The sequence below is a fragment of the Pseudomonas sihuiensis genome, from assembly GCF_900106015.1.
Taxonomy (GTDB): domain Bacteria; phylum Pseudomonadota; class Gammaproteobacteria; order Pseudomonadales; family Pseudomonadaceae; genus Aquipseudomonas; species Aquipseudomonas sihuiensis.
Window position 1 is genome coordinate 217726 of sequence record NZ_LT629797.1, and the last position, 22051, is coordinate 239776.

Genomic DNA, 22051 nt, shown 5'->3' on the forward strand with positions numbered 1-22051 from the left:
ACACCGCCAGCAAGCTGGCTCCTACAGGACTCTATTCCACGAATAACTGCTGCACCACCGAGAAGTCCTGCTTGCCCTTGCCCTGTTTGAGCAGCAGGCGGTAGAGCTGTAGTGCCAGGGCACCCATCGGTGTGCTGTTGCCGCTGTGGCTGGCGGTTTCCTGGGCCAGGCCGAGGTCCTTGGCCATCAGCTCGGCCATGAAACCGCCGCTGTAGCCCTTCGAGGCAGGGGCGTTTTCCATTACTCCGGGCCAGGGGTTGTATTTCTCCAGCGTCCAGTTACCGCCGGAGCTCTGCCGCATGATCTCCGCCAGTACGGCCGGCTCCAGGCCGTTGGCCACGCCCATGGCCATGGCTTCGGCAGTAGCGATCATCTGCACGGCGAGCACCTGGTTGTTGCATACCTTGGCCACCTGGCCGGCGCCCTCCGGGCCGGCGTGGAAGATGTTCTTGCCCATGGCGGCGAGCATTGGCCGGGCTCTTTCCAGTGTCTGCGCCTCACCACCGACCATGAAGGTCAGGGTGCCGGCTGCCGCGCCGCCGGTACCGCCGGATACCGGTGCATCGAGCAGAGCGATACCGCGCTCGCGGGCGGCGGCGTGCACCTTGCGCGCGGACTCCGGGGCGATGGTCGAGCACTCGATCACCAGTGTGCCGGCGGGCAGCCGCGCAAGCAGGCCGTCGTCGCCCAGGTACAGGCCCTCCACATGACGGCTGGCCGGCAGCATGCTGATCACCACCTTTGCCTGATCGATGGCGTCGGCGGCGCTATCGGCCGCCACGGCACCTTCGCCGGCCAGCGTGTCGACGGCGCTGCGCACCAGGTCGAAGACTTTCAGCGGATAGCCCGCCCGGAGCAGGTTACGGGCCATGGGCAGGCCCATGTGGCCGAGGCCGATAAAGGCGGTTTGGGTCATGGCAGCTTTCCTTTCTATTGGGCGCTTCGCGCATCGATTGTCATTGTTCGAGGATTGCTTGTGAGCTCTCCCGGAGCGCATCCGGGCTACATGTAGGGTGCGCCGTGCGCACCGATCCGTACGCTACAGGTCCGCCAACGGATGTTCGCCGTCCCAGGCCGGTGCGAAGTGCGCTTCGACCACGGCGGTGGGGATTGTGGCCACGTCCGGCCAGTGCCAATGCGGCGTCTGGTCCTTGTCGATCAGGCGGGCGCGCACGCCTTCGGGGAATTCCGGGTGGCGGCAGCAGTTCAGGCTCATGGCGTATTCCATGCGGAATACCTCGGCCAGCGACAGATGGCGGGCGCGGCGGATCTGCTCCCAGACCAGGTGCGCTGTCAGCGGGCAGCCATGGGCCAGGGTCTTGGCGGCGCGGGCGAGCAGGGCGTCGTCATCCGCCTGCAGGGCGCTGATGGCATGAACGGCGGCGGGCAGGTCGGCGACGTCGAGCAACTCGTCGATACGCTCGCGGCGCGGCAACCATTGGGCCGCCGGCAGCTCGCTGCGCGCTTCGTTCTCCAGCGCGCGCAGCAGGCTGTGCAGCTGCGCCGCGGGTTGTTCGCGCCAGTTCAGTTGCACCAGGCCTTCGAGCAGGGCGTCCTGCTGGTCGTCGCGCAGGCAGCGGTCGGCCAGGTTCAGGTCCAGCGCATCGCGGGCATTGATGCTGGCGGCGGTGAGGCCAAGGAACAGGCCCAAGCGCCCCGGCAGGCGAGCGAGGAACCAGCTGCCGCCGACATCCGGGTACAGGCCGATGTTGATTTCCGGCATGCCCAGGCGGCTGCTCGGGGTGACGATACGGATACCGGCGCCCTGCATCAGGCCCATGCCGCCGCCCAGCACATAGCCGTGGGCCCAGCAGATGAAGGGTTTGGGGTAGGTGTGGATGCGATGGTCGAGGCGATATTCGTCGGCGAAGAAACGTCGTGCCAGGGCCGGTATTTCGCCTGGCTGTTCGCGACACTGATTGACCAGTCGCACGACATCGCCGCCGGCGCAGAAGGCCTTGGGGCCGTTGCCGCGCAGCATCACGCAGGCGATGGTCGGATCTTCTGCCCAGGCCCTCAGGCGTTCGTCGAGTGCTTCGATCATCGGCAGGGAGAGGGCGTTGAGGCTCTTCTCGGCGTCCAGGCTGGCGATGCCGATGCGGTAGCCATGCAGGCTGGGGCGTTCTTCGAATTGCAGGTTCATAGGGGCTTCCTGCGTAGGGTGGATGACGGTTTATCCATCCACCTTACGGGTTTGTGGTGGACGTAAAAGGCGACGACCACCCTACGAGACGGTAGGAGCGAGCTCTGCTCGCGAAAAGATGACGTCGCCTGATTCGCGAGCGGAGCTAGCTCCCAGGATTTATTTGTTGCGCCACTGCGGGTCGCGTTTTTCCAGAAAGGCGTTGACGCCCTCGCGGGTGTCGTCGGCATCGAACAGATCGACGAAGCGCTCGCGTTCCTCCGGCAGCCAGGTGTTGGCGCCACGCTCACGGGCACCCTGGATCAGTGGTTTGATGGTACGTACCGCTACCGGGCTTTGCCGCGCCACCTTGGATGCCAGCAGCAGTGCAGTGCCACGGGCTTCGCCGGTGTCCACCACCTGCTCGATCAGACCGATGCGCAGGGCGGTTTCGGCGTCGATGCGTTCACCGCAGAGGATCATGCGCTTGGCCCAGCCTTCGCCGACCAGCCAGGGCAGGGCCTGGGTGCCACCGGCGCAGGGCAACAGACCCACGGAGGCTTCCGGCAGGGCCATCTGTGCCTGGCGTTCGGCGATACGGATATCGCAGGCCAGCGCGCACTCCAGGCCGCCGCCCATGGCGTAGCCGTTGATCGCGGCGATGGACACGCCGCGGAAATCGCGCAGGGTCTCGAAGGCCTCGCCGAAGCGTCGGGCCATCTCGCGGGCACGGGCCTTGTCGCCATCGGCGAACATGTTCAGGTCGGCACCGGCGGAAAAGAACTTCGGCCCCTGGCCGGTCACCACCAGGGCGTACACCTCGTCGTCACGATTGAGGTGCTCGACCACCTGCTTGAGACCGATCAGTGAGTCGCGGTCCCAGGTGTTGGCCGGTGGATGATTGATGGTGATCAGCGCGGTGTGGCCGTGCTTCTCGACGGTGAGCTTGTGGGTCAGGTCGAAGATGCCGGATTTATAGGTTTCGATTGCAGTGCTCATAGCATTCCTCGTCAATGTTCGCCCCTCCCCATTAATAGGAGAGGTGGGAGAGGGGAAAACGGCTACAACAGGCGATCGAGCATGCCGCCCTGCAGGAGCAGGCGGCGGGCGACGATCACCCGCATGATCTCGTTGGTGCCTTCCAGTATCTGGTGCACGCGGGCGTCGCGTACCCAGCGTTCCAGCGGATAGTCATTCAGATAGCCGTAGCCACCATGCAGTTGCAGGGCCTCGTTGCACACGTCGAAGCAGTGGTCGGTGGCGAAGCGCTTGGCCATGGCGCAGTAGAGGCTGGCCTCGCCGTGGCCATGGTCGAGCTTGTGCGCGGCCAGGCGCACCATCTGCCGGCTGGCGGTGAGGGCGGTGAGCATGTCGGCCAGCTTGAATTGCAAAGCCTGGAACTCGCTGAGCGCCTTGCCGAACTGCTTGCGTTCTTCTACGTAGCGCAGGCTTTGCTGCAGCGCTGCCTGGGCCGCGCCGAGCGAGCAGCTGGCGATATTCAGACGCCCACCATCGAGGCCCTTCATGGCGTAGACGAAGCCTTCGCCTTCCGGGCCAATGCGATGGCTGGCAGGGATGCGCACACCTTCGAAGGTGATGGTGCGGGTCGGCTGCGCCTTCCAGCCCATCTTGTCCTCGTTGCGTCCGTAACGTACGCCGGGCGCATCGGCAGGTACCAGGAAGCAGGAAATACCCTTGGCACCATCCTCGCCGGTGCGCGCCATGACGATCAGTACCTGCGTGCTTCCCGCACCGGAGATAAAGCACTTGCTGCCATCGATCACGTAGTCGTTGCCGTCGCGCCGGGCACGGGTGCGCAAGTGGGCGGCATCGGAGCCGGCGTCCGGTTCGGTGAGGCAGTAGGAGGCCAGCGACTGGCCGTTGATCAGCCCCGGCAACCAGGCATCCTTCAGCGCCTGGTCGGCGAAGCTGGCGAGCATCCAGGTGGCCATGTTGTGGATGGTCAGGTAGGCGGTGGTGGCCACGCAGCCAGCCGCCAGTTGTTCGAAAATCAGTGAGCTGGACAGCCTGGACAGGCCCAGGCCGCCATCCTCTTCGCGTAGATACAGGGCCAGGTAGCCCTGTTCGGCAGCGCGGCGAATCACCTCGACGGGGAAGTGCTGCTCGCGATCCCACTCGGCGGCGTGGGGCGTCAGCTCCCGCGCGGCGAAGGCGCGGGCGCTGTCGGTCAGAAGGCGTTGTTCATCACTGAGTTCGAAGTCCATGGCATCTCATTGTAAGGTCAGGGGTTGGCCGCCAGCGCGGCGCTCGGCCTGCCACTCGGCGAGGCTGGGCAGCGCGCTGCTGGCATCGAGGCGGTCGACGATTTCGAAGTAGTCCTGCTTGAGCGGGTCCTTGAGTACCTCGTCGCGCGGCTTGACCTTTACCGCGTAGACCGTCTGCAGGTTCTGGTGGTCGAAGGCACGCCATTGCTGTTCGTCTTTGAGCAAGGTGTAGCGGTGGCCTTCCAGCGCCTTGATCAGCGCTTCGCTGTCGAGGCTCTTGGCTCGCGTAGCGGCGTCGGCCCACTGTTGAACGATGCTGTAGGCCGAGGCGGCGGAGCTGGATGGGTACATCTCGTAGCGGGTCTTGAAGGCTTCGACGAAGGCTTGGCCACGCGCGGATTTTTCCAGCGCAGGCACGCGCCAGGTCCAGGGCTCGGTGCCGATCACGCCTGCCATCAGGTTGGGACCGGCCTGTTCGACCATGCTCTGGGTCAGGTTCGGCGCGACGATCTGCATGCGCTCGGTCAGGCCAAGATCCTTGGCGACGCGCATGGCACGCACCAGATCCTCGCCGAACAGCACCAGGGCGAGGATCTCGGCGTTGCTGGCAGCGGCCTGGGTCAGCGCGTCCTGATAGTCGGCCAGGCGCGCACCCGGGAAGGGGATGCGTACGCTGGCGTGCTGGGCGGCATTGTCGGTGGCGGTGGCCTGGCGCAGCGACGCCTCGCTGGTGTGGCCCCAGGTGTAGTCGGCGGTGACATAGAAGTAGCGCTTGTTCGGCAGGGTCTTGCTCAGGTATTGGCCGAGTACCTTGGCGCTCATCCAGGCGTTGTTGCACTCGCGAAACATGTAGCGATGGCCATCCTTGCCGGTGGTGTCGTTGGAGTAGGTGAGGGTGCCGAAGTACAGCAGACCATGCTGCCTGGCACGCTTGCCGGCGGCGATGGCGACCGCGCTGGAGGAGCCGCCGAAGAGCATCGCCGCGCCCTCGGCGGCCAGCTTGTCGACGTTCTTCTCGGCCTTGGCCGGACGCGAGGCAGTGTCCTTGCTGGACAGGCGCAAGGGCCGTCCCAGCACACCGCCAGCGGCGTTGATTTCATCGATGGCCAGCAGGGCTCCACGCATCTGCGCCAATCCCTCCTCCTTGTATGGTCCGGTGCGCGGATAGTTGAGGCCGAGGGTGATCGGCTCGGCAGCCTGCGCACAGGCGGTAAGTGCGGCCCACAGGGCCAGCGTGGCGGACAGTTGGCGCATTGCAGTTCTCCTTGTTTTTGTTCTGCAGAGAACTGTTTTACGCCGCTCGTCCAGTTCGAGTGATCGTCTATTAGTCTAAGAAACGCTCACCCAGTTCTCATTTCAGCTGAATAGTCATGTTCGGGCCATCGCCGAGCGGCGTGTCGTCGAACCAGCGGCTGGTCACCGTCTTGGTCTCGGTATAGAAACGCACCGCCTGCTTGCCATAGGCGTGCAGGTCGCCGTAGAACGAGCCCTTCCAGCCGGTGAAGGAAAAGAACGGCAGCGGCACCGGAATCGGTACGTTGATGCCCACCTGGCCGACTTCAATCGCATGCTGGAAATGCCGCGCAGCGCCGCCGGAGCGGGTGAACAGGCTGGTGCCGTTGCCGTAAGGGCTGGCGTTGACCAGTGCGATGGCCTCTTCCAGGGTGTCGACCTGCATGCACACCAGCACCGGGCCGAAGATCTCCTCGCGGTACAGGCCCATCTTCGTCGTCACGCCACGGAACAGCGTCGGCCCGACCCAGTTGCCATTCGGATACCCCTCCACCGTGCACTGCGAACCGTCGAGCAGGCACTCGGCGCCTTCTGCCTTGCCCTGTTCGATCAGGCGCAGCACGCGCTGGCGTGCCTGCGGGCTGATCAGCGGGCCGTAGGCGGCGCCGCTGTCCTGCCAGTGGCCAGGACGCAGCGCGGCCATCTGCGTTGCCAGCTCATCGATCCACTGTTTCGATTCGCCGACGAACACTGCCACGCTGATCGCCATGCAGCGCTGCCCGGCCGCGCCACAGCTGGCGCCGAGCAGGTTGCTGAGCACCTGATCCTTCGGTGCGTCAGGCATGATCACCATATGGTTCTTGGCCCCGGCGAAGACCTGCACGCGTTTCAAATGCTGGGTACCGGTGCGATAGACGTGCTGGCCCACCGTCACCGAACCGACGAAGGACACCGCGCGCACCGCCGGGTGCACCAGCAGCGCATCGACCTGCTCGCGGCCGCCATGCAGCACCTGCAGTACGCCGGCTGGTGCGCCGGCCTCGAGGAACAGTTCAGCCAGACGATTGGGCGTCATCGGGTCCTGTTCCGAGGGTTTGAGAATGAAGGTATTGCCGCAGGCGATGGCCAGCGGAAACATCCACAACGGAATCATCGCCGGGAAGTTGAACGGGGTGATGCCGACGCACACGCCCAGTGGCTGGATCCAGCTGGCGGTGTCGATCTCGCGGGCGACGTTTTCCACCGTCTCGCCCATCATCAGGCTGGCGATATTGGCGGCGTGTTCGGCCACTTCGATGCCGCGCCAGACGTCGCCCTTGGCATCGGCGAAGGTCTTGCCGGTTTCCGCCGCGAGAATCTCCGCCAGCTCGTCGTGGTGTTCCTTGAGCAGGTGCTGGTAGCGCAGCATCAGGCGGGCACGCTCCGATACCGGCACCTCGCGCCAGGCGAGGAAGGCTTTCTGCGCACTGGCCACTGCGGCCTCGATTTCCTCGGCAGTGGCTTTGGGGGCTAGGGCGATCACTTCCTGGGTGGCTGGGTCGGTGACTTCGATCAGCTCACGAGCCTGGCTGGTTTGCCATTGGCCGTCGATCAGTTGCGGTAGCGTGCGGGGCATGGTCGCCTCCTGTTGTTCTTGTATGGGCTCTTTATAGCCATTCGATGCCCGCTTGTGGATTGACGATCTTGGTCTTGGGATGGACGATCTTGTCATTCGATCGGGATGCAAAGGAGTGATGCAGTGGGGATGCGGGTGGAAACCTCCAATTGGCCGTTGCCCGTCGGTGGGCAACGCTTCATCACTCCGCCGCGCCTGCGCCGCTTGTTGGCACGCCATCCTTTGAGCACTGGGTGCTATCCCTTGGCCATCGGCTTCTACCCGGAAGCGGCCGGGCACCAGATGCGACGCCTGCACCCGGACGATCATCTGCTGATCTATTGCCGCTCAGGAAGTGGTTGGCTGGAAGTAGCGGATGGACGATTCGAGGTTGCTGCTGGCGATCTGCTGCTGCTGCCCAAGGACGCGCCGCATGCCTATGGCGCCGATGGACAAAAGCCCTGGACGATTTACTGGGTGCACTTCGACGGTAGTCTCAGCGAGGACTTTCTGCGTCTGCTGGGCGCGCAGACGCTGCGGCGTATCGGCGTGCAGCCCAGGTTGATCGGCGATTTCGAGGCGTTGCTGGGTTTGCAGCGTCAGGGCCTCAACGTCTTGCCCTTCATCCATGCCGCGCACCGTTTGCAGGCGATGCTCAGCTCCCTGGCGGTGCTGCCGGCGCGGGTCAACCTCAAGTCCGGCCGCGTGCTGGATATCGAGGCGGTGCAGGCGGTGATGCGTGCGCACCTGCACGGCAGCCTCAACCTCGATGAGCTGGCCGCACAGTTCAGGCTGTCACGCTTTCACTTCGCCAAGACATACCGCGCGCTGACCGGCCATGCGCCGATCCAGGATTTCATCCAGTTGAAGATGGCCCTGGCCTGCCGCCTGCTCGACCGCGGTGATGCCGAAGTGCGTCAGGTCGCCGAGCAGCTTGGCTACGACGATCCCTATTACTTCTCACGGCTGTTTCGCAAGGTAGTGGGCATGGCGCCCAGTCATTACCGGGCGCTGCATCAGGGCTAGATAGGTGAGGGCACGTAGCATGTCCGGCGCGGAGGTAGCCCGCATGCAATCCGGGGCGGTCGGCGGATTGTTCGCTTCGCTCCTGAATCCGCCCTACACCCGAGCAATGGTGGCCAGGCCGGTGGCGACGAGCTTTTCTTGGCTGTCCTTTACTGCGAACACATCGGCTCGGCAGACGGCCTGGCGCTGCCCGGCCTTGAGCACTTCGGCGCGGCACAGCAGGCGTTCGCCAAGCGCCGGTGCGAGCAGGTTGAGCTTGTATTCGCTGGTGACCACGTCGCCGACCATCGACGCTGCTGCCCAGGCGCAGCCGCTGTCGACCATGAAGCCGACCACCGCGCCATGCATGTAGCCATGGTGCTGGCACAGGTCGGGACGACTGCGCACCTGCAGGCTGACCCGGCCCGGCGCGAAGTCGAGCAGTTCGGCGCCGAGCAGCTGGGCGAAGGTGGAGTGGGCGAGCGCCTGTTCCAGGCGTTCACGGCTGATACCGTTCGAGTCGCTCATATGACCTCCTGCATGGTGCGGTGCAGAAGAGTCTCAACCTGCTCCAGAGGGCGGACAAGCTGCATCCATATGCCTGATGGGGCTGCATAGCAGGCGCTTCAGGCGAGCAGACGCTTCCACAATTGCAGTTCGCCCGCCAGCTCCTGCCTCAGTTCGTCAAGCGGCTGCTCCAGCCCCAGTTTTGCCTGCGCCGGTAGCGGTCCCTGCAGCGTCTGGCTCGTCTGCAGGGCACTGGCGAGCAGAACCAGATCCGCCAGGTCGGCAGCGCCGTCATGCTCGCGTTGCCATTGACCAAAAAGGCGCGTGGATTCGATCACTGCCGAGGGCAGCTGCCAGCGCGTCAGGATCAGGGCGCCGAGATCACCGGACAGCTGATCGCATAGCTCGTGCAGCGTATCGCTCTCGCGCGGTACGTTCGGCCACTGCTCCAGCTCGGAAAGTAGTGGCAGGCTGCCAATGTCCTGTAGCAAGCCGCCGAGCATGGCGTCGTCCAGTGACATGCCCGTGCGCTGGGCCAGTACCGCGCAGTGGGCGGCGCGCTCCCTGGCACTGCGCCAACGAGTGCGAAATGCCTGCTGCAGCGCAGGTTCGGAACTGGTGAACAGGTTTTGCAGGCTGAAGCCCAACACCAGGTCCGCCAGTTGGCGGGTACCAAGGCGGCTCAGCAGTTCACGCAGCGAACTACAGGAGCGCTCCCCGCGCAGCAGAGGGGTATTGGAGAACTGCATCAGGTACGCGGCCAGCGGCGGGTCGCCAGTTATCACGCGGGTCAGCTGTTCCAGCGAGGTGCGTGGGTCGTCCAACAGCTTTCTGATGCGGACGGCGGCTTCAGGCATCTGCGGAATCCTGGCTTCGCCCTTCAGGAAACGGTTGAGCAACGCCATGCGCAGGGTATCGGTAGAAGTGGGCATCGGCTTGGATTCATCGGTTGAGGCGATGCCAGAAAGGCTAGCAAAGCATCCTGCATGGCGCCGGCAAGCTCTTCCTTGACTTGCCTTGCGGCCTTCTCTAGCGTGCCTCCACTCGTTTTGTACCCGCAGGAAAACCGCATGACCGACGATCGCATCAAGCTCGAAGCCAGCTGGAAACACGCGCTGCGTGAGGAGTTCGACAAGCCTTACATGAGCGAGCTGCGTGCGTTCCTGCAGGCGGAGAAGGCGGCCGGCAAGGAAATCTATCCGCCGGGCCCACTGATCTTCAATGCGCTCAACTCCACGCCGCTGGATCAGGTCAAGGTAGTGATCATCGGCCAGGACCCGTACCACGGCCCCGGTCAGGCACACGGCCTGTGCTTCTCGGTGCAGCCGGGCGTGCAGACGCCGCCGTCGCTGGTGAATATCTACAAAGAGCTCAAGCGCGACCTCAATATCGACATCCCCGCGCACGGCTACCTGCAGAGCTGGGCCGATCAGGGCGTGCTGCTGCTCAACACCTCGCTGACGGTAGAGCGCGCCAACGCCGGCTCGCACGCGGGCAAGGGCTGGCAGTTGTTTACCGATCGGGTGATCGAAGTGGTCAGCGAGCATCAGCCCAAACTGGTGTTCCTGCTCTGGGGCAGCCACGCGCAGAGCAAACAGCGCCTGATCGACCCGACCAAGCACCTGGTGCTGCGTTCACCGCATCCATCGCCGCTGTCGGCGCATCGCGGTTTCATCGGCAATGGCCATTTCAGTCGCTGCAACCAGTTCCTCAGCCAGAACGGCATGACGCCCATCGACTGGCGCTTACCGGCGCTCTAAGCCCGCTTCCGAGGCCTGCTTAGCGCCGTGCAACTGCCTGATCAGCCGTGCACTGCTGCGCGGCCAGGTCGGCATGCAGGCTTTGCAAGCGTTTGTCGGCTCGTTCCATCTGTTTTGAGTCAGCCTGGGCAACCAGGTCGACGATCATCTCGGCCATGGCCTGGCGATTCTTCTGGTAGCTGATCCGGTAGGCGCTGGTGTAGAAGCGCTCGCGTTGTTGCAGCAGGGCAGTCATGCGCGCAGCGAAATCGTCGCCACGGCGTACTTCCAACGCCTCACGCAGGGCCTGCTGCCAGGCCATGCGGTTTTCCAGCCAGACCTGGTTTTGTTCGCCCAGGCCCTGTGCCCAGCTCTGCACCCGCTCGCGCTGCTCGGCGTTCAGGGTGCCGAACCAGGGTTGCAGGCGCTCCTCCATGCGCTCGGCACGCCGGCTGACCTGCTCCTGCACCGGCGGCTCGAGAAACTCTTCACGCAGCTTGGCGTTCTGCTCGTCCATTGCCGCCAATAGCTGATCGACCTGACGCGGACTGAGGCCACGCAGCAGCTCGATGGTGCTGGGGGTTATTTCCACGGCGATGCGCTGCATGGCCTGTTCGAAGTCGGCCAATTGGCTGGCCATCAGCTCGCTGTCACGGCTGCTCAGCGCCTGCTGACTGCGTTGCAGCCAGTCGAGATAACGCGGCAGCTCGACGCTGCAATGCCAGGCCAGGTGCTCCTGCAGCTGAGGTTTGAGCCAGGCGCTCTGCTCGCTGGTCAGCGCCACGTAGTCGCCCAGCTTCCACGGGATAAGCCAGTCGAGGTTGCGATAGGCCAGGCCGACACGGCTGCAGGCGCCCAGCAGCAGGGTGATGGCCAGTAGCAGGAGCAAAGGCTTGCGCATGATCGGGGCTCGTGAGGGCAGAGTTGTTGAGACTAATACTCGTCGAGGCTGACGCAAGAGGGCGGAAATATTCGCTTATGACTTCGCTGGTCCCCTTCAGGAGGCCGAGTGGAGGTGTTGCGTAGGGGAGCGAGCCGCATGGATGCGGCGAGAGGCTTAAAGGGCCAGGGATGGCCCTTGTAAGCCGGCCCCGGAGCAACGCCGGAGCGAGGGAAGTTTCGCGTAGCGAAACCCGGATGTCGGGGTGCCCTTCTTTGGCACACCTTTCTTGGGCAAGCAAGAAAGGTGTGGCGCCCGTAAGGGGCGCAACCTAAACGCTCAGTGGACTCGGTAATGGATAGTGCCAAGTCAGTAAGCAATACGCACACAAACTCACTAGTCCAGTGTCAAACGCATCCAAATAGGAATAACCAATAAAAAACCGCCCCGAAGGGCGGTTTCCATGTCGCAGGTTGCGCTTAGCCGCCGAGGTAGGCGTCGCGTACCTTGGGGTCGTTGAGCAGCTCTTCACCGCTGCCGCGCATGACAATGTGGCCGTTCTCCAGCACGTAGCCGCGATCAGCCAGCTTCAGCGCCTGGTTGGCGTTCTGCTCGACCAGGAACACGGTCACGCCGTCTTTGCGCAGTTGCTCGATGATGTCGAAGATCTGCTGGATGATGATCGGCGCCAGACCCAGCGACGGCTCGTCGAGCAGCAGCAGGTTGGGCTTGCTCATCAAGGCACGACCGATGGCGAGCATCTGCTGCTCGCCGCCGCTCATGGTGCCGGCACGCTGGGCGAAGCGCTCCCTCAGGCGCGGGAACAGGTGCAGGACCTTGTCCAGTTGCTCCTGATTGTCCGCCTTGCCCCCGAAGAAGCCGCCCATGGCCAGGTTTTCCTCGACGGTCAGGCGGGCGAACACGCGACGGCCTTCCGGCACGATGGCGATGCTCTTGCGCATGATCTCCGGGGTATCCATGCCCACCAGCTCTTCACCCAAGTAGCGGATGCTGCCGCTGGTGGCGCGCGGGTTGCCGCACAGGGTCATGAGCAGGGTCGACTTGCCGGCACCGTTGGCGCCGATCAGGGTGACGATCTCGCCTTTCTGCACTTCGATGCTGACGTCGTGCAGGGCCTGGATCTTGCCGTAGAAGGTTGAGACGTTGTTGAAGCTCAGCATGGATTACGCCTCCCCCAGATAGGCTTTGATCACGTCCGGGTTGTTGCGGATGTCGTCCGGCGTGCCGTCGGCCAGGGGAGTGCCCTGGTTGATCACGTAGATGTGGTCGGAAATGCTCATCACCAGCTTCATGTCGTGCTCGATCAGCAGCACGGTGACATTGTGTTCGTCACGCAGCACGCTGATCAGGGCTTTCAGGTCTTCGGTTTCACGCGGGTTGAGACCGGCGGCCGGCTCGTCGAGCATAAGGATGCTCGGGCGCGTCATCATGCAGCGGGCGATTTCCAGGCGACGCTGCTGACCATAGGCCAGGGTACCGGCGCTACGGTTGGCGAAGTCCACCAGGTCGACCTGTTCCAGCCAGTGGGCGGCGTAGTCCATGGCCTCGCGCTCGCTGCGGCGGAACGCCGAGGTCTTGAACAGACCCGCCAGGTAGCTGGTGTTGAGATGGCGATGCTGGGCGATCAGCAGGTTTTCCACCGCCGTCATGTCCTTGAACAGACGCACGTTCTGGAAGGTGCGTACCACGCCCTTGCGGGCGATCTTGTGGCCTGGCAGGCCTTCGATCGCCTCGCCGTTCAGGCGGATGCTGCCGGAGCTCGGCTGATAGAAACCGGTCAGGCAGTTGAAGACGGTGGTCTTGCCGGCGCCGTTCGGGCCGATCATCGAGACCACCTGCTTTTCCTTGACGTTCAGGCCCACCCCGTTGACGGCCAGCAGGCCGCCGAAACGCATGGACAGGCCGCTTACTTCGAGAATCGTGCGGCTCATCGCTTCAGCTCCAGGTGGGGACGTTGCATCGGCAGCAACCCTTGCGGGCGCCAGATCATCATGAAGATCATGACCAGGCCGAAGATCAGCATGCGGTACTCGCTCAGCTCACGCATCTCCTGCAGCATCACCATGACGATGGCGGCGAGGATAACGCCCAGTTGCGAGCCCATGCCGCCGAGTACGACGATGGCGAGGATCATCGCTGACTCGATGAAGGTGAACGACTCCGGCGTCACCAGACCCTGACGAGCAGCGAAGAAGCTGCCGGCGAAACCGGCCAGGCTGGCACCGATGGTGAAGGCCGAGAGCTTGATCACGGTCGGGTTCAGGCCCAGCGCACGGCAGGCGATCTCGTCTTCACGCAGCGCTTCCCAGGCACGGCCAATCGGCATGCGCAGCAGGCGGTTGACCAGGAACAGGGTCAGCAGCACCAGCAGTAAAGCGATCAGGTAGAGGAAGATCACCTTGTACTGCGAGTTGTAGGCGATTTCGAAGTAGCCGTGGAAGGTCGGCATGTCGGCCGGCACGCGGCGCTCGAAGGACAGACCGAACAGGGTCGGCTTGTTCTCGTTGGCGATACTCAGGCCGTTCGGGCCACCGGTCAGTTCGGTGAGGTTACGCAGCAGAATGCGGATGATCTCGCCGAAGCCCAGGGTCACGATGGCCAGGTAGTCACCGCGCAGGCGCAGCACCGGGAAACCCAGCAGGAAGCCGAACAGCGCCGCCATCATCCCGGCGATCGGCAGGCACATCCAGAAACTCAGGCCGAAGTAGTGCGAGAGGATCGCATAGCTGTAGGCGCCGACTGCGTAGAAGCCGACGTAACCCAGGTCGAGCAGACCGGCCAGACCCACGACGATGTTCAGGCCGAGGCCGAGCATCACGTAGATCAGGATCAGCGTGGCGATATCCACCGAACCGCGGCTGGCGAAGAACGGCCACACCAGCGCCACCATGACCATCGCCAGAATGATCCAGCGCTGGGTGGAGGGTAGGGTGAGGAAGTTGCCAATCTGACCGGAGCCGCTGGGCAGCTTGGGCAGTTTGGCCCAGGTCGGAGTCAGCCGGTCACGCAGCAATTGCCAGAGGAAGATCAGCGTAGCGGCGCCGCCGATGCACCAGAGTTCGAACGCAGTTGCGCCTTCCACACGCAGGCTGATGCCGACGGTGGAGAGTTTCAGGCCCAGTACCGGGTAGGAGATGATCAGCACCAGCAGGGCGCTGAAAATCGCGGATTTGATGTTCCGGCTCATACCTTTTCCACCTCCGGGCGGCCAAGGATGCCGGTTGGACGGAACAGCAGCACCAGTACCAGCAGGCTGAACGCCACCACGTCCTTGTATTGATCACCGAAGATATCGGCGCCGAAGGCTTCGGCAACGCCCAGCAGCAGGCCGCCGAGTACCGCGCCAGGGATGCTGCCGATGCCGCCCAGTACCGCAGCGGTGAAGGCCTTGATGCCGGCGAGGAAGCCCAGGTGCGGGTTGATCACGCCGTAGTTCATGCCCAGCAGTACCGAGGCGATGGCGGCCAGCGCAGCACCGATGACGAAGGTCAGGGCGATGATGTTGTTGGTGTTGATACCGAGCAGGTTGGCCATCTTCAGGTCTTCGGCGCAGGCGCGGCAGGCACGGCCCAGGCGCGAACGGGAGATGAACAGGGTCAGGCCGATCATGGTGACGAAGGTGACGATAAAGATCAGCACCTGCATGTAGGACACCACCACGCCGTTGGCGGCGCTTTCACCGAAGACGAAATTGCCGGGCAGCAGGCTGGGAATGGCCTTGTCCTTGGAGTCCTGTGAGAGCAACACCGCGTTCTGCAAGAAGATCGACATACCGATCGCGGAGATCAGCGGGATCAGACGGTTGCCGCCGCGCAGGGGGCGGTAGGCCACCCGTTCGATGCTGTAGCCGTAGGCGCTGGTGACGATCATGGTGGCCGCGAAGGCCGCGATCATCACGAAGGGCACGGCTTCCAGGCCGAACATGGCGAGGCCGGCGATAACGGTGAAGGCTACGTACGAGCCAATCATGTAAACCTCGCCATGGGCGAAGTTGATCATGCCGATGATGCCGTAGACCATGGTGTAGCCGATGGCGATCAGGGCATAGGTACTGCCAATGGTCAGGCCATTGATCAGCTGTTGTAGGTAGTGATAAAGATCAGGCATTGCCTAACTCCTGGGCGCTTGCGTAAAGCGGCGCTTGTGGCGCAGCGCGAGGCCGGAATTCTTCTAATAAACAAAGCCCACTGCTCGCGCAGTGGGCTTTGGCTCAGACAGGAAGCTTACTTGGCTTCGGACTTGGTGCCGTCCTGGTGCCACTCGTACACCACGAAGCTGAAGTCCTTCAGGTCACCCTTCTCATCGAAGCCCAGGGTGCCGGTGGGGGTGTCGAAGCTGTTGGCGCGCAGGGCAGCCGCTACCTTGGCGGTATCGGTATCGCCGGCTTTCTCGATGCCTTCGGCGATGACCTGAACGGCAGCGTAGGCCGGGAACACGAACGGACCGCTCGGGTCTTCGTTCTTGGCCTTGAAGGCCTCGACCAGCGCCTGGTTCTTCGGATCCTGGTCGAAGGACTTCGGCAGGGTGACCAGCAGGCCTTCGGAAGCCGGGCCGGCGATGGCCGAGATTTCCTTGTTACCCACGCCTTCCGGGCCCATGAACTTGACGTTCAGGCCACGCTCTTTGGTCTGGCGCAGCAGCAGGCCCAGCTCCGGGTGGTAGCCGCCGTAGTAGACGAAGTCGACGCCAGCCTGGTTGAGCTTGGCGATCAGCGCGGAGAAGTCCTTGTCGCCGGCGTTGATGCCTTCGAACAGGGAAACCTTGACGCCTTTGCCTTCCAGGGTCTGCTTGACCGCGGTGGCGATACCTTCGCCGTACTGCTGCTTGTCGTGGATGACAGCAACGTTCTTCGGCTTGATGTGGTCGGCGATGAAGTTACCGGCGGTCGGGCCTTGCAGGCTGTCCAGACCGATGGTGCGGAAGACCAGCTCATAGCCACGAGCAGTGATGTCCGGGCTGGTGGAAGCCGCGGTGATCATCAGGATGCCTTCGTCTTCGTAGATGTCGGAAGCCGGCTGAGTGGAGCTGGAGCACAGGTGGCCAACCACGAACTTGACGCCGTCGTTGACGATCTTGTTGGCAACGGCAACGGCTTGTTTCGGATCGCACGCGTCGTCGTAGACCACGCCTTCGAGCTGGGCGCCGTTGACGCCGCCGGCCTTGTTGATCTGTTCGATGGCCATTTTGGCGCCGATGAATTGCATCTCGCCGTACTGAGCAACGGCACCGGTCACCGGACCGGCCAGACCGATCTTGATGTTGTCGGCCGCCATCGAATAGCTGGCCGCCCCCGCCAGTGCCATTGCCGCGAACAGCTTGGAAATCTGCTTAGTAGCCTTGTTCATGAGTGCTCCACTCTTGTGTTTTTCGTTGTTGTAGTTCTTGCGGCCGAAGCTGCAGAACCGGGTCTGTTACCCCGGTAATGCCTCCGGCAACTGTACCGGAACAGTGTAGAGCGCGGATTTGCGCCTTGAAAAGCCGGCAGCTGGAGGCGAAACGTGGGGTTGTCGCTAAATTGCAAGGAATGTATAGAAAAACGGCGTGGCCTGGGTCGGCTGGCGAGCGTCGCGCGGTTGCCAGGGCAGTTGCCGACGCTATCATTGCGCGCCTGCATTCAAAGCCATCGACACGGGACACACCATGACGGATCAATCTAGCACCCTCTATGCCAAGCTGCTCGGTGAGACAGCGCCGATTCGTTGGCAGGAACTGCAGCCGTTCTTCGCTCGCGGTGCGCTACTCTGGGTCGAGGGTAGTCAGGATCTGGTGGCGGTCGCGCAGGCTGTGGCCGAGAACGATCAGGCTCGAGTCGCGCAATGGATGAACCAAGGCCTGCTGTGCAAGCTCGAAGATTCACGTGCCGAAGATTTGCTCTCGCGTGACCCGCAGTTGTGGGCAGTCGTGGTCGCCCCCTGGGTGCTGGTACAGGAAAGGGCAGGGGATTCGACCCTGCACTGAAATGGCGCGCTGCAGGGCTGTGAGCAGCGAGCTAGACTCTTCGCACGCTCCCGTCAGGGAGGTTCTCGCAGCGCCACGGTAAAGGAGTGAGCCCCATGTTCGAACCTGGTCACCTGCATCGCAGCAATCCGCCTGGCCTGGGCGGGCAACCCGGTTACAGCATCGATTTCTACTATGAGGTGCGCGAGGATTCGCAAGAAGGGCCCATGCTGCATGGGCGTCTGGTGGGCGAGATCGACGGCAAGGCCTTCGAGGAAGCCTTCGAGATGCATCGTGATACTGCGTTCAATTTCGCCAGCGTGATCTCCCGCCTGTTGGCCAAGCATGGCCTGCCGCCCAACCATAGCCCGATCATGCGGGCGCATGCCGAATACGATGCGATCTTCGAGGACATTCGCGCCAGGCTGCACGCCAAGCCGGGTGAAGCGGTGGACCTCGATCACCTGGAGCGCGACGGTCTGACGTGACCCCTGGCTGTTCGAGGACGAAAAAAAACCGGATTCCAGGATCCGGTTTTTCATTCTCGGTTGTGTGTCAGGCCGCGACGAAACCTGCAGGGTAGGCCAGCGAGGCTTGGCTGCTCTGCACTTCGGCGATGGTTTCGCGCACGACCTGCTTGGCCAGGCAAGCGCACTTGCCGCACTGGCTGGCGATGCCGAGCGTGCCGCGCACTTCACGGTAGCTGCAGCAGCCCTCGTAGACCGCATCGCGGATTTGAGTATCGGTGACACCTTCACAGAGGCAGACGTACATAAGCAAGGCTCGTCTTGGTGGTTCTGTTCGATGGATCGGATACTAATGTTAATGAGAATGCTTGTCAAAGATCGATTGCGAATGCTCGCAGTGTCTGACGAACGGTTCAGCTTTCGGCGGGGGCGGTTAGAAAAGGTCTTTGCGTTTTCGCGGGGAGGATACGTTTGACACCGGACTGGCAAGTTTGTGTGCGTATTGCTCACGGGCTTAGCACTATCCATTACCGAGTCCACTGAGCGTTTGGGTTGCGCCCCTTACGGGCGCCACACCTTGATTCGCTGCGCTCGCCCTTCGGGCCAGCCTGCGGCTGTTACTCCGCTGCGCTGCGTCTCTTTGCTTGCCCAAGAAAGGTGTGCCAAAGAAGGGCACCCGGCATTTTAATTCCAGTCAGTTAAGCGTCGATGCTGCGAATGGGTAGGAGTGGCGCCCCGCCGCGAACTAAGTCGATGCGCAATTGAAAAGCTTCGCCCCGAGGCGGGGCTCCTACAAAGGGCTGCTTTGGCAACCTGATCTGATCGGCATTACCCTGCCTCCGGGTTTTGCTGCGCGAAACTCCCCACGCCCCGATGCTGCTCCGGGGGCCGGGGCGCGAGCTTGCATAATCTTTGCGGAATTGAAATTGGCGGTGTCTGGCCTTTGCCTTTGCTCTTCAACTGCGATCTCACAGACGACGCTCAAATCCCCTTCAGGAGGCCGAGTGGAATCGCCACGTAAGGGGTTGAGCGACATGGATGTCGCAAGAGCCACGATGGGCCAGGGAATGGCCCTTCGTGGCGGGCCCCGGGAGTGGTGATGGAGCGAGGGAACCCCGGCGCAGCAGGGCGGGGCGCCTAGCCCGGATGGTGGGGTGCCCTTCTCTTTGGTTACTTTCTCTTGGGCAAGCAAGAGAAAGTGACTCGCCCGTGAGGGGCGAAACCAAGACGAAAGATCGACACGCTAATGATCTTGGCCCAGAGATAAATAGCGCTGCACGCAGAACACACAAACTTGCCAGTCCGGTGCCAATCTGTACTTGTCCCAAAATTATGCGAAGAGCCTAAAAAACCGGCGGACGCCGGTTTTTTCATGGGGTTCGATCGCCGCGCAGAGGCTCACTGATCGAACTCGTCCCAACCACCCATTTCCTTCCAGCGATTGACGATGCCGCAGAACAGTTCGGCGGTCTTCTCGGTGTCGTAGCGTGCCGAGTGTGCTTCCTTGCCGTCGAACTCGATACCGGCAGTCTGGCAGGCCTTGGCCAGTACGGTCTGGCCGTAGGCGAGGCCGGCGAGGGTAGCGGTGTCGAAGCTGGAGAAAGGGTGGAAGGGGTTGCGCTTGATGCCGCAACGGGCCACCGCCGCATTGAGGAAGCCCAGGTCGAAACTACTGTTATGACCGACCAGGATCGCGCGCTTGCAGCCAGCTGATTTGATCGACTTGCGCAGGCCCTTGAAGATTTCGCCCAGGGCATGTTCTTCGCTCACTGCCATGCGCAGCGGGTGGTCGAGCTTGATGCCGGTGAATTCCAGCGCGGCTTGTTCGATGTTGGCGCCTGCGAAGGGTTCGATGCGGAAGAAGTGGGTGTGATCCGGATACAGAAAGCCGCTCTCGTCCATGGCGATGGTGGTCGCGGCGATTTCCAGCAGGGCATCGGTGGCGCAGTTGAAGCCGCCGGTCTCCACATCCACCACAACCGGCAGATAACCGCGAAAGCGCGCCGCCATGGGCGTGCGCGGGCCGGACGGCAGGCTGGGTTCGAGTTCGTCGTCGTAGTTGTCTTCGCTCACGCCTGAGCCTCCAGCAATTTCCAGCGCAGGGTTTCGCCGGCGCGCAGCGGTACCACGCTGTTGTCGCCCAGCGGCAGGGTGGCCGGCACGGTCCACTCCTCACGCACCAGGGTGATGCTGTCGCTGTTACGTGGCATGCCGTAGAAATCCGGGCCGTGGAAGCTGGCGAAGGCTTCCAGCTTGTCCAGCGCACCGCGCTGCTCGAAGGCCTCGGCGTACAACTCGATGGCCGCATAGGCGGTGTAACAGCCGGCGCAGCCGCAGGCGGCTTCCTTGGCGTGCTTGACGTGCGGTGCCGAGTCGGTGCCGAGGAAGAACTTGACGTTGCCGCTGGTGGCGGCGTCGAGCAGGGCTTCCTGGTGCACGTTGCGCTTGAGGATCGGCAGGCAATAGAAGTGCGGGCGAATGCCGCCAACCAGCATGTGGTTGCGGTTGTAGAGCAGGTGGTGCGCGGTGATGGTGGCGCCGACGTTGGCCGAGGCGGCCTCGACGAACTGCACCGCGTCGCGGGTGGTGATGTGCTCGAACACCACTTTCAGTGTGGGGAAGCGTTCGACCACGCGGGTCAGGTGCTCGTCGATGAAGGCTTTCTCACGGTCGAACACGTCGATCTCGGCGCGGGTCACTTCGCCATGCACCAGCAGCAGCATGCCGACCTCGGCCATGGCTTCCAGCGCCGGGAAGATCTTGTCGATGCTGGTCACGCCCGAGTCGGAGTTGGTGGTGGCGCCGGCCGGGTAGAGCTTGGCGGCATGCACGAAGCCACTGGCCTTGGCCGCGCGCACATCCTCGGGGCTGGTGTTGTCGGTGAGGTACAGCACCATCAGCGGCTCGAAGCGGCTGCCTGCCGGGCGGGCCGCGAGAATGCGCTGGCGATAGGCGTCGGCTTCGGCGGCGTTGCGTACCGGCGGAACCAGGTTGGGCATGATGATGGCGCGGCCGAAGGTGCGCGCGGCATCGCCGACGGTGTGTGGCAGCACCGCGCCATCGCGCAGGTGAATGTGCCAGTCATCGGGACGCAGGAGAGTCAGGCGGTCGGACATGGAGGCTTCCAGGCGGGTAAAACGTGGCCGCATGTTAACTGAAAAGCGCCTGTTCGCGCTCGCGCCGACGCGACAATCGCACGTCGGGGGTCAAGTTTCCGTGCGCCTGACCGATACCCCTTGGGAATGCCGTGAACCGCCGTGGAGTCGACCGTGCGTGCGCCCAATTTCCTTCTGATCAGCCTGCTGGCTGGCATGCCCTTGTGCCTGCCAGCGCACGCCATCAGCTTCCAGACGCGGCTGGAGAAGGTGGAGTGGACGGTCGAGGGCGATCAGTTCGAATGTCGCCTGAGCCAGACCATCAGCAATTTCGGCAGTGGTGAGTTCGTGCGTCGTGCCGGCGAGCAGGTCACCTTCCGCCTCAAGGCCCGTGAACGCTGGATGGGCGCGGGTTCGGCGACTTTGCTGGCGGCGGCGGCGCCCTGGCAGCCGGGGCGCGGCGATATCAATCTCGGTGTGGTCAGCGTCGGTAATGGCGAGGTGCCGTTCAACAGCTCGCAGGAGCAGGGGGCGCGGCTGCTCACCGGTCTGCTGGAAGGGCGTAGCCCGGTGGTGCGCCATCGCACCCTCAATGGCGGCGACAATCTGGAAGTACGTTTGCTGCCGGTCAAGTTTCACAAGGCCTATGACGATTACCAGGCGTGCACCGCCAAGCTGCTACCGGTCAATTTCGATCAGATTCGCCAGGCGCAGATCGGTTTTCCCGGTGGCGGCATCGATCTCGATCCGATGGCCAAGGCCAAGCTCGACATCATCCTCGACTTCGTCAAGGCTGACCCGAGCATCAACAGCTTCCAGATCGATGGTCACGCCGACAACAGCGGCAATCGTCTGACCAATCGCGACCTCTCACGCCGCCGTGCGCTGGCCGTGCAGGAATATCTGGTGGCCGGTGGCGTACCGGTCGAGCAGATCACCATGCGCTTTCATGGCGAGCGTTACCCGCTGGTGCCAAATAACAACGAAGCCAATCGCGCCAAGAACCGCCGCGCGACCCTGCGCCTGGATCGCGTACCCGCGCCGGAAGTCCCGGTACAGAGCGAACCGCAGACCGCTCCACCGACCACCCCGGTCGATCCGGTCGGAAGCACCCCCTCCTGAGCAAAAAACGCTGACTCCCGCCGTCGCTTCGTCGTCACAAGCTGTCGCGCCCCTGTAAATTGGCCCGCAGGGCCAGTAGAATCACCGGTTTTACCGTACAACCC

22 protein-coding genes are annotated in these 22051 nt (G+C 63.2%); 5 read left to right on the forward strand and 17 right to left on the reverse strand.

Going from position 1 to position 22051, the window contains the following annotated elements; genetic code table 11:
• Window positions 1-31: 31 nt before the first annotated feature.
• From mmsB to BLT86_RS01170, 6 genes are all read right to left on the reverse strand, one after another.
• A complete protein-coding gene (gene mmsB, locus BLT86_RS01145; RefSeq protein ID WP_092374282.1) occupies window positions 32-916 on the reverse strand; it encodes a 3-hydroxyisobutyrate dehydrogenase in 885 nt (294 codons plus the stop codon).
• Window positions 917-1039: 123 nt separating this feature from the next.
• Window positions 1040-2143 carry an enoyl-CoA hydratase/isomerase family protein gene (locus BLT86_RS01150; RefSeq protein WP_092374285.1) on the reverse strand — a complete coding sequence of 368 codons (1104 nt, stop codon included), beginning with the start codon at window positions 2141-2143 and terminating at the stop codon, window positions 1040-1042.
• Window positions 2144-2302: 159 nt separating this feature from the next.
• Window positions 2303-3121 (reverse strand): enoyl-CoA hydratase, encoded by an 819-nt coding sequence (locus BLT86_RS01155; protein WP_017677857.1) that lies wholly within the window; start codon window positions 3119-3121, stop codon window positions 2303-2305.
• 62 nt (window positions 3122-3183) lie between these two features.
• Complete coding sequence (locus BLT86_RS01160) at window positions 3184-4347, reverse strand: acyl-CoA dehydrogenase family protein (protein ID WP_092374288.1); 1164 nt, start codon at window positions 4345-4347, stop codon at window positions 3184-3186.
• Window positions 4348-4353: 6 nt separating this feature from the next.
• Window positions 4354-5601: an ABC transporter substrate-binding protein gene (locus BLT86_RS01165; protein ID WP_017677855.1), complete on the reverse strand. Its 1248-nt coding sequence runs from the start codon at window positions 5599-5601 to the stop codon at window positions 4354-4356.
• A 97-nt stretch (window positions 5602-5698) separates the two neighbouring features.
• Complete coding sequence (locus tag BLT86_RS01170) at window positions 5699-7195, reverse strand: CoA-acylating methylmalonate-semialdehyde dehydrogenase (RefSeq protein WP_021488416.1); 1497 nt, start codon at window positions 7193-7195, stop codon at window positions 5699-5701.
• A 129-nt stretch (window positions 7196-7324) separates the two neighbouring features.
• Here BLT86_RS01170 and BLT86_RS01175 point away from each other — a divergent pair, with 129 nt between their 5' ends.
• The gene (locus tag BLT86_RS01175; RefSeq protein ID WP_064494289.1) at window positions 7325-8200 is read left to right on the forward strand and encodes an AraC family transcriptional regulator; all 876 of its coding nucleotides are present in this window, start codon (window positions 7325-7327) and stop codon (window positions 8198-8200) included.
• A gap of 93 nt (window positions 8201-8293) precedes the next feature.
• Here BLT86_RS01175 and BLT86_RS01180 read toward each other — a convergent pair whose 3' ends face one another.
• Window positions 8294-8707: a PaaI family thioesterase gene (locus BLT86_RS01180; protein WP_092374291.1), complete on the reverse strand. Its 414-nt coding sequence runs from the start codon at window positions 8705-8707 to the stop codon at window positions 8294-8296.
• A 98-nt stretch (window positions 8708-8805) separates the two neighbouring features.
• Window positions 8806-9618, reverse strand: coding sequence for an HDOD domain-containing protein (locus BLT86_RS01185; protein WP_064494291.1), 813 nt, complete (start codon window positions 9616-9618; stop codon window positions 8806-8808).
• A 138-nt stretch (window positions 9619-9756) separates the two neighbouring features.
• On the opposite strand from BLT86_RS01185, the gene ung reads away from it, so the two are divergent.
• Window positions 9757-10446: a uracil-DNA glycosylase gene (ung, locus tag BLT86_RS01190; RefSeq protein ID WP_059391926.1), complete on the forward strand. Its 690-nt coding sequence runs from the start codon at window positions 9757-9759 to the stop codon at window positions 10444-10446.
• 19 nt (window positions 10447-10465) lie between these two features.
• Here ung and BLT86_RS01195 read toward each other — a convergent pair whose 3' ends face one another.
• The 6 genes from BLT86_RS01195 to BLT86_RS01220 all read right to left on the reverse strand — a co-directional run bounded on the left by BLT86_RS01195 (window position 10466) and on the right by BLT86_RS01220 (window position 16671).
• Window positions 10466-11326 (reverse strand): DUF6279 family lipoprotein, encoded by an 861-nt coding sequence (locus BLT86_RS01195; RefSeq protein WP_092374294.1) that lies wholly within the window; start codon window positions 11324-11326, stop codon window positions 10466-10468.
• A 458-nt stretch (window positions 11327-11784) separates the two neighbouring features.
• A complete protein-coding gene (locus BLT86_RS01200) occupies window positions 11785-12486 on the reverse strand; it encodes an ABC transporter ATP-binding protein (protein WP_092374297.1) in 702 nt (233 codons plus the stop codon).
• A 3-nt stretch (window positions 12487-12489) separates the two neighbouring features.
• Window positions 12490-13257, reverse strand: a complete 768-nt coding sequence (gene livG / locus BLT86_RS01205) for a high-affinity branched-chain amino acid ABC transporter ATP-binding protein LivG (protein WP_017677847.1) — start codon at window positions 13255-13257, stop codon at window positions 12490-12492.
• Window positions 13254-14513: a high-affinity branched-chain amino acid ABC transporter permease LivM gene (locus BLT86_RS01210; protein WP_021488421.1), complete on the reverse strand. Its 1260-nt coding sequence runs from the start codon at window positions 14511-14513 to the stop codon at window positions 13254-13256. The genes livG and BLT86_RS01210 overlap by 4 nt, the downstream gene beginning before the upstream one ends.
• A complete protein-coding gene (gene livH, locus BLT86_RS01215; RefSeq protein WP_004423699.1) occupies window positions 14510-15433 on the reverse strand; it encodes a high-affinity branched-chain amino acid ABC transporter permease LivH in 924 nt (307 codons plus the stop codon). Before livH ends, BLT86_RS01210 begins: the two co-directional genes overlap by 4 nt.
• Window positions 15434-15549: 116 nt before the next feature.
• Window positions 15550-16671, reverse strand: coding sequence for a branched-chain amino acid ABC transporter substrate-binding protein (locus BLT86_RS01220; protein ID WP_045734436.1), 1122 nt, complete (start codon window positions 16669-16671; stop codon window positions 15550-15552).
• Window positions 16672-16966: 295 nt separating this feature from the next.
• Between BLT86_RS01220 and BLT86_RS01225 the strand changes: the two genes are divergently transcribed.
• Together BLT86_RS01225 and BLT86_RS01230 are read left to right on the forward strand one after the other, a co-directional pair.
• Complete coding sequence (locus tag BLT86_RS01225) at window positions 16967-17284, forward strand: DUF2288 domain-containing protein (protein WP_045734437.1); 318 nt, start codon at window positions 16967-16969, stop codon at window positions 17282-17284.
• Between the two features lie 95 nt (window positions 17285-17379).
• A complete protein-coding gene (locus tag BLT86_RS01230) occupies window positions 17380-17751 on the forward strand; it encodes a DUF5064 family protein (protein ID WP_092374300.1) in 372 nt (123 codons plus the stop codon).
• 67 nt (window positions 17752-17818) lie between these two features.
• On the opposite strand, the gene BLT86_RS01235 is transcribed toward BLT86_RS01230, so the two are convergent.
• The 3 genes from BLT86_RS01235 to pyrC form a co-directional block, all read right to left on the reverse strand.
• Window positions 17819-18037, reverse strand: coding sequence for a bacterioferritin-associated ferredoxin (locus BLT86_RS01235; protein WP_004423711.1), 219 nt, complete (start codon window positions 18035-18037; stop codon window positions 17819-17821).
• A gap of 1091 nt (window positions 18038-19128) precedes the next feature.
• Entirely contained in the window at window positions 19129-19803 is a 675-nt protein-coding gene (gene rnt / locus BLT86_RS01240) for a ribonuclease T (protein WP_004423716.1), read from the reverse strand.
• On the reverse strand, window positions 19800-20846 hold the full coding sequence (gene pyrC, locus BLT86_RS01245) for a dihydroorotase (protein WP_072422682.1): 1047 nt from the start codon (window positions 20844-20846) through the stop codon (window positions 19800-19802). Before pyrC ends, rnt begins: the two co-directional genes overlap by 4 nt.
• 153 nt (window positions 20847-20999) lie before the next feature.
• Here pyrC and BLT86_RS01250 point away from each other — a divergent pair, with 153 nt between their 5' ends.
• Window positions 21000-21947: a flagellar protein MotY gene (locus BLT86_RS01250; protein ID WP_092374303.1), complete on the forward strand. Its 948-nt coding sequence runs from the start codon at window positions 21000-21002 to the stop codon at window positions 21945-21947.
• Window positions 21948-22051: the final 104 nt, after the last annotated feature.

Excerpts from the sequence above, each read along its gene's own strand:
- livG (WP_017677847.1), bottom strand. The coding sequence starts at position 13,257 with ATGAGCCGCACGATTCTCGAAGTAAGCGGCCTGTCCATGCGTTTCGGC.
- BLT86_RS01175 (WP_064494289.1), top strand. The coding sequence starts at position 7,325 with ATGCGGGTGGAAACCTCCAATTGGCCGTTGCCCGTCGGTGGGCAACGC.
- BLT86_RS01155 (WP_017677857.1), bottom strand. The coding sequence starts at position 3,121 with ATGAGCACTGCAATCGAAACCTATAAATCCGGCATCTTCGACCTGACC.
- livH (WP_004423699.1), bottom strand. The coding sequence starts at position 15,433 with ATGCCTGATCTTTATCACTACCTACAACAGCTGATCAATGGCCTGACC.
- pyrC (WP_072422682.1), bottom strand. The coding sequence starts at position 20,846 with ATGTCCGACCGCCTGACTCTCCTGCGTCCCGATGACTGGCACATTCAC.
- BLT86_RS01165 (WP_017677855.1), bottom strand. The coding sequence starts at position 5,601 with ATGCGCCAACTGTCCGCCACGCTGGCCCTGTGGGCCGCACTTACCGCC.
- BLT86_RS01210 (WP_021488421.1), bottom strand. The coding sequence starts at position 14,513 with ATGAGCCGGAACATCAAATCCGCGATTTTCAGCGCCCTGCTGGTGCTG.
- BLT86_RS01170 (WP_021488416.1), bottom strand. The coding sequence starts at position 7,195 with ATGCCCCGCACGCTACCGCAACTGATCGACGGCCAATGGCAAACCAGC.
- BLT86_RS01160 (WP_092374288.1), bottom strand. The coding sequence starts at position 4,347 with ATGGACTTCGAACTCAGTGATGAACAACGCCTTCTGACCGACAGCGCC.
- BLT86_RS01180 (WP_092374291.1), bottom strand. The coding sequence starts at position 8,707 with ATGAGCGACTCGAACGGTATCAGCCGTGAACGCCTGGAACAGGCGCTC.
- mmsB (WP_092374282.1), bottom strand. The coding sequence starts at position 916 with ATGACCCAAACCGCCTTTATCGGCCTCGGCCACATGGGCCTGCCCATG.
- ung (WP_059391926.1), top strand. The coding sequence starts at position 9,757 with ATGACCGACGATCGCATCAAGCTCGAAGCCAGCTGGAAACACGCGCTG.
- BLT86_RS01150 (WP_092374285.1), bottom strand. The coding sequence starts at position 2,143 with ATGAACCTGCAATTCGAAGAACGCCCCAGCCTGCATGGCTACCGCATC.
- BLT86_RS01220 (WP_045734436.1), bottom strand. The coding sequence starts at position 16,671 with ATGAACAAGGCTACTAAGCAGATTTCCAAGCTGTTCGCGGCAATGGCA.
- BLT86_RS01195 (WP_092374294.1), bottom strand. The coding sequence starts at position 11,326 with ATGCGCAAGCCTTTGCTCCTGCTACTGGCCATCACCCTGCTGCTGGGC.
- BLT86_RS01200 (WP_092374297.1), bottom strand. The coding sequence starts at position 12,486 with ATGCTGAGCTTCAACAACGTCTCAACCTTCTACGGCAAGATCCAGGCC.
- BLT86_RS01185 (WP_064494291.1), bottom strand. The coding sequence starts at position 9,618 with ATGCCCACTTCTACCGATACCCTGCGCATGGCGTTGCTCAACCGTTTC.
- BLT86_RS01235 (WP_004423711.1), bottom strand. The coding sequence starts at position 18,037 with ATGTACGTCTGCCTCTGTGAAGGTGTCACCGATACTCAAATCCGCGAT.
- BLT86_RS01225 (WP_045734437.1), top strand. The coding sequence starts at position 16,967 with ATGACGGATCAATCTAGCACCCTCTATGCCAAGCTGCTCGGTGAGACA.
- BLT86_RS01230 (WP_092374300.1), top strand. The coding sequence starts at position 17,380 with ATGTTCGAACCTGGTCACCTGCATCGCAGCAATCCGCCTGGCCTGGGC.